General features: G+C 68.7%; 12 protein-coding genes. 2 read left to right on the forward strand and 10 right to left on the reverse strand.

Going from position 1 to position 12,695, the window contains the following annotated elements; genetic code table 11:
- Nucleotides 1-13 precede the first annotated feature (13 nt).
- From rsmA to AC5P99_RS13460, 7 genes are all read right to left on the reverse strand, one after another.
- A complete protein-coding gene (gene rsmA, locus AC5P99_RS13430; protein ID WP_005408139.1) occupies nt 14-817 on the reverse strand; it encodes a 16S rRNA (adenine(1518)-N(6)/adenine(1519)-N(6))-dimethyltransferase RsmA in 804 nt (267 codons plus the stop codon).
- Entirely contained in the window at nt 814-1,794 is a 981-nt protein-coding gene (gene pdxA, locus AC5P99_RS13435; protein ID WP_005408140.1) for a 4-hydroxythreonine-4-phosphate dehydrogenase PdxA, read from the reverse strand. The genes rsmA and pdxA overlap by 4 nt, the downstream gene beginning before the upstream one ends.
- A gap of 3 nt (nt 1,795-1,797) precedes the next feature.
- The gene (locus AC5P99_RS13440; protein ID WP_005408141.1) at nt 1,798-3,141 is read right to left on the reverse strand and encodes a peptidylprolyl isomerase; all 1,344 of its coding nucleotides are present in this window, start codon (nt 3,139-3,141) and stop codon (nt 1,798-1,800) included.
- Nucleotides 3,138-5,645 (reverse strand): LPS-assembly protein LptD, encoded by a 2,508-nt coding sequence (lptD, locus tag AC5P99_RS13445; RefSeq protein WP_495213232.1) that lies wholly within the window; start codon nt 5,643-5,645, stop codon nt 3,138-3,140. The genes AC5P99_RS13440 and lptD overlap by 4 nt, the downstream gene beginning before the upstream one ends.
- Nucleotides 5,646-5,734: 89 nt before the next feature.
- Complete coding sequence (locus AC5P99_RS13450; RefSeq protein WP_005412302.1) at nt 5,735-6,673, reverse strand: histone deacetylase family protein; 939 nt, start codon at nt 6,671-6,673, stop codon at nt 5,735-5,737.
- 9 nt (nt 6,674-6,682) lie between these two features.
- Nucleotides 6,683-7,237: a cob(I)yrinic acid a,c-diamide adenosyltransferase gene (locus AC5P99_RS13455; protein ID WP_088436773.1), complete on the reverse strand. Its 555-nt coding sequence runs from the start codon at nt 7,235-7,237 to the stop codon at nt 6,683-6,685.
- Between the two features lie 8 nt (nt 7,238-7,245).
- Entirely contained in the window at nt 7,246-7,830 is a 585-nt protein-coding gene (locus AC5P99_RS13460) for a hypothetical protein (protein WP_495213233.1), read from the reverse strand.
- A 106-nt stretch (nt 7,831-7,936) separates the two neighbouring features.
- Between AC5P99_RS13460 and ubiH the strand changes: the two genes are divergently transcribed.
- A complete protein-coding gene (gene ubiH, locus AC5P99_RS13465) occupies nt 7,937-9,145 on the forward strand; it encodes a 2-octaprenyl-6-methoxyphenyl hydroxylase (RefSeq protein ID WP_495213234.1) in 1,209 nt (402 codons plus the stop codon).
- Nucleotides 9,142-10,323, forward strand: a complete 1,182-nt coding sequence (locus AC5P99_RS13470) for a UbiH/UbiF family hydroxylase (RefSeq protein WP_495213235.1) — start codon at nt 9,142-9,144, stop codon at nt 10,321-10,323. The genes ubiH and AC5P99_RS13470 overlap by 4 nt, the downstream gene beginning before the upstream one ends.
- A 235-nt stretch (nt 10,324-10,558) precedes the next feature.
- Here AC5P99_RS13470 and AC5P99_RS13475 read toward each other — a convergent pair whose 3' ends face one another.
- Genes AC5P99_RS13475 through AC5P99_RS13485 form a run of 3 tightly spaced genes read right to left on the reverse strand, consistent with a single transcriptional unit; the run spans nt 10,559 to nt 12,617 of the window.
- Complete coding sequence (locus AC5P99_RS13475; protein ID WP_005408148.1) at nt 10,559-10,954, reverse strand: EF-hand domain-containing protein; 396 nt, start codon at nt 10,952-10,954, stop codon at nt 10,559-10,561.
- Nucleotides 10,955-11,005: 51 nt separating this feature from the next.
- A complete protein-coding gene (gene rlmM, locus AC5P99_RS13480; protein WP_088436776.1) occupies nt 11,006-12,073 on the reverse strand; it encodes a 23S rRNA (cytidine(2498)-2'-O)-methyltransferase RlmM in 1,068 nt (355 codons plus the stop codon).
- Entirely contained in the window at nt 12,057-12,617 is a 561-nt protein-coding gene (locus tag AC5P99_RS13485; RefSeq protein ID WP_164222601.1) for a nucleoside deaminase, read from the reverse strand. The genes rlmM and AC5P99_RS13485 overlap by 17 nt, the downstream gene beginning before the upstream one ends.
- Nucleotides 12,618-12,695 lie beyond the last annotated feature (78 nt).

Raw genomic sequence — 12,695 nt, forward strand, 5'->3', positions numbered from 1 at the left:
ACCGGCAGTGTAATCAGGAGGCATTGGCCAAAGCGATGAATTCGGCCACGTCCAGCTGTTCGGCGCGGGCATCGGGACGCACGCCGGCGGCAACGAACTGTTCGGCGGACACCACGTTGTTCAGGGCGTTGCGCAGGGTCTTGCGGCGCTGCCCGAAGGCGGCCTTGACCACCTCGGCGAAACGCTTGTGGTCGTTGATGTTGATCGTGGCCGGATCACGCGGCACCAGCCGCACCACGGCCGAATCGACCTTCGGCGGCGGCCGGAACGCGCCCGGCGGCACCACGAACAGCGAGGTCACCTGGCAGTAGGCCTGCAGCATCACGCTGAGCCGGCCGTACACCTTGCTGCCGGGGCCGGCGGCCATGCGGTCGACCACTTCCTTCTGCAGCATGAAATGCATGTCGCGGATCACCGCGGCATGTTCCAGTGCATGGAACAGGATCGGCGAGGAGATGTTGTAGGGCAGGTTGCCGACCAGGCGGATCGGCTGGCCGGCGGCCAGCTCGGTGAAGTCCACGCGCAGCACGTCGCGGTGGACGATGGTCAGCTCGCCCAGCGGCTCGGCGGCGGCGGTCAGCGGCGCGATCAGGTCACGGTCGAACTCGATCACCGTCAGTTTCGGATGCACGCGCAGCAGCGGCAGCGTGATCGCGCCCTGGCCGGGACCGATCTCGACCAGGCGGTCACCGTCTTTCGGGTTGACCGCCATCACGATCTTGTCGATGTAGTGGCGGTCGGCCAGGAAATGCTGGCCAAGCTGCTTCTTGGCCGGGGCGGTGAACACCGGGCCGGAGGGGGAATGCGGGGAATTCATGCGCTCAGTGTACGTTGCCGCGCAAGCTGCGCACACAACGTCGTTGCCGCCTGCAGGCTGGAAGGATCGGCAACACCACGGCCGGCAAGGTCCAGCGCGGTGCCGTGGTCCACTGCAACGCGTGGGTAGGGCAGGCCCAGGGTCAGGTTCACCGCCTGCTCGAAGCCCGAGTACTTCAGCACCGGCAGGCCCTGGTCGTGGTACATCGCCAGCACGGTGTCGAAGCCGGCCAGCTTGGCCGGCAGGAAGGCGGTATCGGCTGGCAGCGGCCCGATCAGGTCCATGCCCTCCGCGCGCAGGCGCTGCAGCAGCGGGATGACCAGGTCCAGTTCCTCGCGGCCCAGATGGCCGTCTTCGCCGGCGTGCGGGTTCAGGCCGAGCACGGCGATGCGTGGCGCGGGCAGGCCGAACTCGCGGCGCAGCGCGGCGTGCACGGTGCGAAGGGTGTGTTCCAGGCTGGGCGCGGTGATCGCGTCGGCCACCTCGCGCAGTGGCAGGTGGGTGGTGGCCAGGGCCACGCGCACGATGTGGTTGGCCAGCATCATCACCACCTTCACCCCAGCCTGGTCGGCCAGCAGTTCGGTGGTGCCGCTGTAGGCGATGCCGCCTTCGTTGATGACTGCCTTGTGCACCGGGCCGGTCACCACGCCGTGCAGTTCGCCTGACAGGCAGGCCTGGCCGGCACCGAGCAGGGCGCCGATGACCGCGCCGGCATTGGCCGGATCGGCCTGGCCGAAACGGCTCGGGGTGGCATTGGCAACCACGCGCAGGCGCAGGTCGCCGGGGACGCGCGCTTCGGCACCCTCGGGCAACAGTTGCAGCGGCAGGTTCAGCGCGGCCGCGGCCGCGCGCAGGGTGTCCGGGTCGGCGAAGGCCAGCAGCCGGCAATCTTCACGCGGCTGCTGGACGAGGCGGACGCACAGCTCCGGGCCGATCCCGGCGGGCTCGCCCGGTACCAGAGCGAGCTCGGGGCGCATCGATCAGGACTGCGGCGGCGTGGCGGTGTTTTCCGCACGGTCGCCACTGCGGAAGCTGACGTAGGCTTCGCCGCGCAGTTCCTGCAGGAAGCGGTTGTACTCGTCTTCCAGCTTGCGGCGGCCAATGGTCTCGCGGACCTGGGCACGCTGGTTGTCGTTGGTCACGTCGGTCTGGCGAGTGGCCACGCGCTGCAGGATGTGCCAACCGGCATCGGTGCGGAACGGCTGGCTGACGCCGCCGTCCTGGATGGCGGCCACCTGCTGGCCAAAGGCCGGACCGAACGCATCGGCCGGGAACCAGCCCAGATCGCCGCCCTGGCCCTTGCTGTTGTTGTCCTCGGAGGACTCCTTGGCCACGGTCTCGAAGTCCGCGCCACCGGCAATGCGGGCACGCAGGGTATCGATCTTGGCTTTGGCGGCCGCGTCGGTCTGATGATCGTCCACGCGCACCAGGATGTGGCGACCGTGGTACTCGGTGACGGTGCTGGCGCCAGCGGTGGCGCTGGCATCACGCACTTCCACCAGCTTCAACAGCTGGAAGCCGCTGGGGCCACGGATCGGGCCGACCACTTCGCCGGGCTTCATCTTTTCCATCATCTGCGCGAAGGCCTGCGGGATTTCATCCAGGCTGCGCCAGCCCAGGTCGCCGCCTTCCAGCGCATTGGGGCTGTCGGAATAACGCACGGCCGCCGCGTTGAAGTCCAGCTCGCCCTTGTCCAGCAGGGCCTTGACGCCATCGGCCTTCTTCTGGCCGGTGGCGATCTGGTCGGCGTTGGCGCCGTCCGGCAACGCGACCAGGATGTGCGCCAGGTGGTACTGGTTGCCTACCGTGGCCTGCTGCTTCAGCGCGGCATCGACTTCACCCTCGCTGACGCTGATGCGGCTCTGCGCGAAGCTCTGGCGCAGGCGCTGCACGGTGATCTCATCACGCACCGATGCGCGGAAATCGTTGAAATCGATGCCGTCGTGGGCCAGGCGCTGGCGCAGGGCGTCCAGGTTCGAACCGTTCTGCTGGGCGATGGAGTTCATCGCCTGGTTCAGCTCCTGATCGCTGACACGGATGCCGCTGCCCTGGGCGCGGGCCACCTGCAGCTTGACCAGCACCAGGCGCTCGAGCACCTGGCGGCTGAGCACGTCTTCCGGCGGCAGCTGGTTCTCCCGCCCGGCGTACTGCGCCTTGATGTTGGCGATCGCACGCTGGAGCTCGCTCTGCAGGATCACGTCCTCATCGACGACGGCGGCGATGCGGTCGAGCGGCTGCGCCTCCTGGGCAAGCACCTGCAGGGGGGCGGACACGCTGGACACCGCCAGCAGCGAGGCGAGTAGAACGGGGAAGCGCTTGGTCATGGGATCAGATTCGGATCGTAGTCATCGCGGGTCGCCCCGGTGTTGCTGGGCGGCACGAGATAGAGGTCGTCGCGGTTGTAGCCGAGGATAGCACGGCGCAGAGTGCGGTCCGTGTCCTGGCCGATGGAGCTCAGGCCCTTCAGGACGAACTCCACCTGGATGGAGTTGTTCATCTCGCCTTCGCGATTGCGGACATAGCGGCGGCCGACCACACGCACGGCCAGGCAGCAGCTGTCCCACTGGACACCGCCGATGATTTCCAGCGGCTCCTTGTCCTGCAGCGAGTAGTAATAGCGGCCGACGAGGCTCCAACGCGCATTCAGCGGGTACAGGAACGACAGGTCGGCCTGCTCCAGCAGGGTGCGGTCATGCTTGTTGGCACCGGGCAGAGCACCGGCATTGATGCGGTAGCGGTAGCGGTAGCTCAGGTTGACCACGCCGTCGTTGGGCATCAGGTAGCGGGCACGGACGCTGGCCAGATCCTCGCGCTTGTACTTCGGGTCCCACTGGTAGGTGGCGCCCAGGGTCCAGCGGTCGTTGATCATGTAGTTGCCATCGGCGATCCAGGCCGACTTGCCCTTTTCCACCGGGGCGCCGCCGGGGGTGACGGTCACCCGCGACTCATCGAAGTACTGGATCTGGCCGATCGAGGCCGAGAAACGTTCCTTGCCGGTGGTCTGGTCGATGAACCGGGTGCTCACCGCCAGGGTCAGCTGGTTGGCGTCGTTCTGGCGGTCGGCGCCGGTGTAGCGCGAGTCGCGGAACAGCTGGCCCCAGCTGAAGGTGAAGTCACGGGTGTCGAAGATCGGCAGCTCGTCCTGGTTGCGGTACGGCGTGCGCAGGTAGAACAGGCGCGGTTCCAGGGTCTGCAGGAACGACTTGCCGCGGATGCTGGTTTCGCGATCGAAGAACAGGCCGGCGTCGATGCTGCCGATCGGCAGGCTGCGGCTGGGCGAGGTATTGCCGCGCAGCTGCTCGGGCGTGGCCGTGTTCGGGTCGATGCCCTGCGAACTCAGGATCTGGGCCTGGATGCCTCTCACACCATCCACCAGGCCTCGGTCCAGCTGATAGGCGGTGTAGCGGTAGGCCAGGGTCGGGGTCACATACCAGGCCGCGCCGCTGATCGGGAACGACACATACGGCTTCACGTCCAATCGCGAACCGCCGCTGACACCGACGCCGTCGGTCCACTGCACTCCGTTGCGGGTGTACTGCAGATCCTTACCGGTGCCGACGGCGTTCTTGAAGTTGATGTCGTCGTGGGTGAAGCGCACCGCTTCGGCGTAGATGCCGGCTTCCAGCCAGGGCCGGACCGGCTTGTCCCAGTTGAAGTACAGGCGTGGCTGGCGGTTGTAGGGCAGGGCGCGCTCGTCGAGCGTGTAGTCGGTCAGCTGCCAGCGGTCGGCCATGATGCCGGCCGTCCAGTTCGTGCCGGTGCCATACAGGCCCACCGTGCTCTGCAGGTTGGAGGCGGTCACCCCCACCAGGCGGTTGGCGAAATCCTCGACATAGCGCTCGTCGCTGACCCAGGCCAGGTTGGCGCGGGCCTGCCAGTGGCTGTCCACGTTGTGGTAGCCGGTGAACATCACCCGGCCGCGGTCACGGTCACGCAGGCGGTCGTTGGGCATGAACGAGGTCAACACCTCGCCGCGGCCGCCGTTGTAGAGGTAGCGGAACTCGTTGTCGAGCAGCAGGCCGCGCCGGCTCATGTAGCGCGGGGTCAGCGTGTCGTCGTAGTTCGGCGCCAGGTTGAAGTAGATCGGCTGGGCGTAGTCGAAGCCGTTGCGCCCGGACATGCCCAGCTGCGGGAACAGCAGGCCGGTCTTGCGGCGATCATCGATCGGGAACTTGAAGTACGGCGCCCACAGCACCGGCACCTTGCCGATGCGCAGCACGGCGTTGCGCGCGGTGCCGAAGCCCTCGTCGTTGTCCACTTCGATCTGCGGCGCAGACAGCTTCCACACCGGCTGCGAGGGGTCGCACGTGGTGTAGGTGGAGCGGTGCATCTGGCCGACCGCACCCTGCAGGTCGACCGACTCGGCATCGCCGTTGCCCCGGCGCGACACCAGCTGGTACTTGATGTCGGAGATCTTGTGGGTATCGCTTTCCTGGTTGCCTTCGGCACGCTTGGCGACCATCCGGATCGACCCGTCCTGGTAGCGGACATTGCCGTCGGCGATGTAGTTGCCGGTCTCGGTGTCGAAGCTGAGCTTGTCAGTACCGACGAACTGGTCACCCCGGCGCAGCGCCACGTTGCCCTCGTACTGCGGCACGGTGGTGGTGCCCAGCAGCTGGTCACCCTCGATGTCGGTCGGCTGCTGCTCGCGGGCGGCCGCGGCGGCAGCCTTGTCCTGGGCCGGGACCGGGGTGGGGGCGTCAGTGAACGCGGGAATGACGTCGGTGGCCGGGCACAGGCCCCAGTTGAGCGGCTTTTCATCGGCCATCGCCGGCAGGCTGATGGCGATGCTCAGAGGCAGGGGAAGCAGGCGGAGGGCTCGGCGCACGCGGTTCGGATTCGGGCGAAAACGGACGGTAGCTTGCCCCATCCCTTGCATAGGGGCAATGAAGGACGCCAGAGCCTGCCGGTTCGGGTTCATCCGGCGGAGGTGCCCACGGACGGCGTGAGCAGGGCCTGGACATGGGCCACGCTGCACTCGGCCAGGGCCTGCAGGTCGTAGCCACCCTCCAGCATCGAGACCACCCGGCCGGCCGCGTGACGGCGTGCCAGCGCGTGCAGTTCACCGGTGATCCAGGCGAAATCGTCGGTCTCCAGCATCAGGTCCGCCTGCGGATCACGCAGGTGGGCGTCGAAGCCGGCCGAGATCAGCAGCAGCTGCGGGCGGAAGTCGTCGATGGCCGGCAGCATCTCGTCGGCCCAGACGTTGCGGAAGCGGAAGCCACCGCTGCCCGGCGGCAGCAGGATGTTCATCAGGTTGCCGGCACCGCGGTCACGGCGCAGGCCGGAATTGGGGAACAGCCCGGCCTGGTGGGTGCTGTAGTACGAGACCCGGGCGTCGTGCTGGAAGATGTCCTGGGTGCCATTGCCGTGGTGGACGTCGAAGTCGACCACCGCGATCCGTTCCAGGCCGTGGCGGTCGCGGGCATAGGCGGCGGCGATGGCGATGTTGTTGAGCAGGCAGAAGCCCATCGCCGTGCTGCTGGTGGCGTGGTGGCCCGGCGGGCGTACCGCGCAGAAGGCCAGCGGGTCGTCGCCCAGCATCACCGCATCGACCGCGGCCACGCCGGCACCGGCGGCGTGCACGGCGGCGCTGGCCGAGCCGGGTGAGGTCCAGGTGTCCATGTCCAGCTGGCGCAGCGGTGCGGTCTGCGGTTGCAGCACGAAGTCGAGCAGGGCGCTGTCGTGGACCCGGGTCAGTTCACCGAACTTGGCCGGTGGCGCTTCGCGCCACTCCAGCTGGCCGGGGAACGCGGTGTGCAGCGCGTCCAGCACATGCTGCAGGCGTTGCGGGCACTCGGGATGGCCCGGACCGGGGTCGTGCAGCAGGCAGGACGGATGGGTGTAGACCAGCATCGTGCAGGCTCAGCGCTGGCGCTGCTGTGGTTGCCACAGCGCTTCGCCCTGGCCGTCGGCGCGGGCCAGCACCCGGGCCAGCACGAACAACAGGTCCGACAACCGGTTCAGGTACTGCAACGCCTCGCTGCGCACGGCCTCGTGGCGGGCCAGGGTGACCGTTTCGCGCTCGGCGCGGCGGACGATGGTGCGGGCCAGATGGCAGCGCGCGGCGGCTTCGCCGCCGGCCGGCAGGATGAATTCCTTCAGCATCGGCAGGTCGGCGTTGTAATGGTCCAGCTGCTGTTCCAGGGCCGAGACATCGGCGGCTTGGATCGCCGCGTGGCCGGGGATGCACAGTTCGGCGCCCAAGTCGAACAACTGGTGCTGCAGATGCACCACCAGCGCGCGCACATCCTCGGGCAGGGGCACGGCCAGCAGCAGGCCGAGCGCGGCATTGGCCTCGTCGACGGTGCCGTAGGACGCCACCCGGGCGTCATCCTTGGGCACGCGCTGGCCGTCACCGAGGCCGGTACTGCCGTCGTCGCCGGTGCGGGTGTAGATGCGCGAGAGGCGATGACCCATGTCGCGGCTCAGTGGTGGATGTCGCGGCGGGCCTGCTGGAGCTTCAACACCTGCTCCACGGCCAGCTGCAGGGCGGCGGCCAGCGCCACGTAGATCGCCGTGGTGCGCAGGTAGGGGCCGAACCACTGCGCGTAGTTCTGTGCCCAGCCGGCCAGGGTCGGCTCGGCCACGTTGCTGCTGCTCCAGTAGAAGCCGCCCTGCGCCAGCAGGTGACAGACCGCCACCGAGGCGACCAGCAGCAGCGCGCCCTTGGCCAGTACCGGCCAGCGCGCGCTCTGGTAGTTGCGGCCCAGCAGCATGCCGCCGGCCCACAGCGAGAAATAGGCCGGCAGCAGCAGCCAGTAGCCCGGCGACACGCAGTAGTGCTGCCAGAAGTCCAGGCCGCTGCTGCGGATCACGATCCAGTCCACCAGCACCGCGAACACCATCAGCAGCGGGAACGCCCAGCGCGTCCAGCGGGCCAGGTAGAAGCCACCGATGAAGAACACCGCCCATGAGGCATCGGGGATCGCCGCGAAGTGATTGACACGGGTCGCTGCCAGCACCAGAACGAGCACGGACAGGACGAAGGCGCGGTTGGCAGTGTCGGACATGGTGGCGGGCCCGGAGCGGATTCAGGTTTCATTCTAGCCCGCCGCGCGGGTTGGCGCAGGACCGGCCGTTCGGCGTACAGACGGGGCGAGCGCGTATCATGAACGCATGAGTGAACGACATGACGTGCTGATTGTCGGTGGTGGCCTGGTCGGCGCCAGCCTGGCCATTGCCCTGGACCGCCTCGGCCGCGACGTGGGCCTGCTCGAGGCCAGCCCGGCCGGCGAGCTGCCGACGGTGTTCGACCAGCGCAATCTCAGTTTCGCCGCTGCCACCGTCAATGCGCTGACCGCGCTGGGGGTGATGCAGAAGCTGGCGATGGCACCGGGCCCGATCCGGCGCATCCACGTCAGCCGTGCCGGCGATTTCGGCCGCGTGCAGCTGGAAGCGGCCGATTACGACCGGCCTTGGTTCGGCCAGGTGGTGGTCGCCCGCGACTTCGGCCAGGCGCTGGAAGCGCGGCTTCAGGAGCTGCCGCGGCTGCGCCGTTACCGGCCGATGCGGTTCCTGGGCCTGGGTGAAGTGGTCGACGGCTACCGCCAGGTGCGGGTCGCCGATGAGGCCGGCGAGCGCATATTGCTGGCACGGCTGGTGGTGGGTGCCGACGGTACGACCAGTGGCGTGCGTGGTGCACTGGGCATCGAGGTCGACCGCCATGATTTCCAGCAGACCCTGTTCGTGGCCCGTGTACGCAGCCAGCGCGCGCCGGATGGCACCGCGTGGGAGCGTTTCACCGATACCGGCCCGACGGCCCTGCTGCCGCGCGGCGATCGTCACTTCGGCACCGTGCATGGTGTTGCGCGCGACCAGGCCGATGCGGTGATGGCGCTGGACGATGCCGCTTGGCTGCAACGCCTGCAGAACGCGATCGGCTGGCGTGCCGGCCGCCTGCTCGAGTCCGGCCCGCGCAGCGCCTACCCGCTCATCCAGGTGCTGGCGCGCGCCCTGGCCGGTGAGCGCACGGTGCTGCTGGGCAACGCCGCGCAGACCATTCATCCGCTGGGTGCACAGGGCTTCAACCTGGGCCTGCGCGATGCGCTGACCCTGGCCGAGCTGCTGGAGGATGCGCATGAAGATGCCGGCAGTGATGCACTGCTGCAGGCCTATGTCGCGCGCCGCGAGGAAGATCGCCGGCAGACGGTGGCGTTCTCCGGCGGCCTGGCGCGCCTGACCAGCAACCCGGCGCCGCTGATGCGGCCGCTGCGCAGCCTCGGCCTGGTGGCCGCGCAACGCGCATCGGTGCAGTCGATGCTGGTCGGTGGCGCGATGGGCTTCCGCGGCGAAGTGCCGCGCCTGTGCCGCGGAGAAGCCGCATGAGCCGGCGCATGCGCCTTGATGTGGCCATCGTCGGTGGTGGCGTGGTCGGTGCCGCGTGCGCGCTGGCGCTGGCCGATGCCGGCCTGTCGGTTGCGCTGGTGGAAGGTCGTGAGCCCGCGCCGTGGCAGGCCGCACAGCCTGACCTGCGCGTGTTCGCCTTCGCTGCTGACAACGTACAACTGTTGAACCGCCTGGGCGTGTGGCCGGCGATCGTGCAGGCCCGCGCCTGGCCCTACCGGCGCATGCAGGTGTGGGATGGGGCCGGTGGCGAAGATCTGCTGTTCGATGCCGATCGCTTCGGCCGTCGTGAACTGGGCTACATCGTCGAGAACGGCCTGCTGCAGGATCGCCTGTGGGCGGCGTTGCCGGCGGCGGGCGTGCAGCTGCACTGCCCGGCGCGGGTGGAAGCGCTGGAGCAGGACGACGACGGCGTGCGCCTGCGCCTGGATGACGGTCGTCGCCTGGAAGCGGCGTTGGCGGTAGCCGCCGACGGCGCCGAATCGACCCTGCGCCAACTGGCCGGGATCGAGGTTGAAAAGCATGACTACCACCAGCGTGGCGTGGTGGCCTACGTGGACAGCGATCTTCCCAACCAGGCCACCGCCTGGCAGCGTTTCCTGCCGAGCGGGCCGCTGGCGCTGCTGCCGGTGGCCGAGCGCCGCAGCTCGATCGTCTGGACCCTGCCCGAGGACGAGGCCGCGCGCGTGCTGGCGCTGGACGAAGACAGCTTCAACCGCGAACTGACCCGCGCCTTCGCGGCGCGGCTGGGTGAGCTGCGGCTGGCATCACCGCGCGCAGCCTTCCCGCTGCGCCGCCAGCTGGCACGTCACTACGTGGCCGGCCGTGTGCTGGCATTGGGTGATGCCGCGCACGTGGTGCATCCGCTGGCCGGGCAGGGCGTGAACCTGGGCCTGCGCGATGTGGCCGCCCTGCAGCAGTGGCTGGCGCCGTCGGCCGAGCGCCGTGGCCAGCCGCGGCTGTCGCCGCAGCGCCTGCAGCGCTGGGCACGCGAACGGCGCAGCGACAACCACATCGCCGCCTACAGCTTCGATGCGATCAACCGCCTGTTCTCCAACGACGAAATGCACCTGACCCTGGCCCGCGGTCGCGCGCTGGGCTGCGTCGGCAAATGGCCGCCGCTGGTGCAGGCATTCTGGAAGCGCGCCGCCGGGGTGTAGCCGGAGCGCGAACCGCACGATGCTGCGGGCACCGCTGGCGCGGTAGCAACCACGGGATCCCGCTCTGGTACGTGCCAACCTTGGTTGGCACGTCTGCCAGGTCACGTCGGCCCAGATGGGGCGACGGAGTTCCGATGTTGTGCCAACCAAGGTTGGCACCTACCGAAAGCGGGCGCTGCTACCGCCGTTGCTCCAGTAGATCCACGCCATGCGTGGATGAAGATCGCGGGTGGATTCAATCCACCAGCCAGCCGGCCAGGTCGGCACGATCCAGCTTGCCGCGACGCTTCACGTCCAACGCATTGAACTCATCGGCCAGCGCCGGATTCGCCTGCGCTTCCTCGCGGCTGATGAAACCATCGCCGTTCACATCCAGCGCAGCGAAGTGGATCCGGTACTGGCCAACCACGCTGCTCGGTTCCAGTGAACGCACGGTCACCTGCGCCTCGCCGGCCGGCTGCGGAATCTCGACGCTGCCGCTGACCCGGCCCGCATCCAGCGGTTGCTGGCGGATCGCGCCGCCGGTGGGGCCCAGCGGCTGGCTTTGTGCCGGGGTGTGCGGCAATTGCTGGGCCACCGCTGGTGCGGCGGCCAGCAGGGTGATCAGCAGCGGAATCGTTCGATGTCGCATGGATGCTCCTCCCTCTGCGGCGCCGGGGTATGCCCGGCGGACGTGATGGCCTCAGCGCAGCGGCGAGGCCAGTACCGTGATCTCCTCACGGTCGTGATAGAGCTGCTTGGCACGCACCACCAGCGGCTTGCCGGCCTGGTCCTGGAACAGGTCCAGGCACAGGCGGGTTTCGTCCCAGCGCTTCTTCATCGGCAGCTTCAGGTTGAAGATCGCGTGCCGGCACCAGCCTTCGCGGAACCAGGTGGCCATGCGTTCGGCTACGCGGCGCGGCTGCTCGACCATGTCGCAGACCATCCAGTCCAGCGGCTGTTCCGGATGCCAGTGGAAGCCATCGGCGCGCAGGTGCTCGACCAGGCCGGTGTCCAGCACGTGCTGGCGCAGCGGGCCGTTGTCGATGCTCAACACGTGCATGTGCTGGCGGGTCAGCACCCAGGTCCAGCCGCCGGGGGCGGCACCCAGGTCGGCCGCACGCATGCCGGGCTGGGCCAGTGCTTCGCGTTCTTCCGGCGTCAGCAGGGTCAGCAGTGCTTCGTCCAGCTTCAGCGCCGAACGCGAGGGTGCTTCGGGCAGCAGCTTCAGGCGCGGGATGCCCAGTGCCCACGGCGCGCTGTCGGCCGGGTCGGCCACGCAGACGAAGGCGTGGGTGCCGTCGACGAACACCACGTGCAGGCGCGGCAGGCGGTTGTTCGGCTTGTCAGTGAGCTTGCCGGCCTTGCGCAGCGCCGGGCGCAGCGCATTGCCGAAGGCACGGGCCAACCCGGACAGCGGCTTGCCGGCGTCCGAGTCCGGGTGTTCCACCCACAGGTCGCCGAAGCGCGGCGCATCAGCCAGCACGTCGAGCATCGGGGTAATGCGGTCGGCCGGGTCCAGCTGCGGCAGCTCGGCCAGCACCACCAGCTTCTGCCGCGCGAAGATCAGCTCGCGCCAGCGCAGGCGCGGCGCCAGCGCGGCGGCTTCGTCGCACATGAAAAGCACGTAGCCGTCATTGCGCTGGGTACGCGCATAACCTGCGAAACCGGCTTCGCCGGCGCGGAACTGCAGCTCGCCGGCCAGCTCGGGCTCGAAGCCCTGCCGGCACAGGCACAGCAGGCCGATGCCGGTGTCAGTAACGGGCGCCATCGCTTTCCCCATAGGCGCGCAGCACGGTGCGCGCGGCGTCGCGGTTCAGGCCCTGCACCACTTCGATGCCACGCTTGTTGAGCTCGCCGACCCAGTCGGCCGGCAGCGGGCCTTCATCGAACGGGGTCAGTTCCTCGACGTCGGCCGAGTTGGCACCGATCAGCAAGCGGTCGATGCCCGCCCACACGGTAGCGCCATAGCACTGGCAGCACGGCTGCGAACTGGTGGCCAGGGTGACCGGCGACAGCACCGCGTTCAGGCGCGGGGTCTGCAGGCGCTGCTGGGCCAGCATGTAGGCCATGTTCTCGGCGTGCGCCAGCGAGGTCGCGTGCGGCATCACCCGGTTCACGCCAGCGGCGATGACCTTGTCGTCCGGGCCGAACACCACCGCACCGAACGGGCCGCCACTGGCGTGCTCGACGTTCAGCCGCGACAGCTCGATCGCCAGCGCGACCTTGGCCTCATCGCCCGGATATCGACGATCCAGGTCGATCTGGTCGTGGATCCAGGCGGGAAGGGTCAGGTGGACTTGCGCGTACAGCATCGCGGGGGTGCCTCGTGTGGGATGGGAAAAAGTGCGGTTGCTTGGGAAGCCGGCGCGCAGTGTAGCCGCACCGGCCTG

This window comes from Stenotrophomonas sp. YJH_SMC_80 (genome assembly GCF_059372495.1).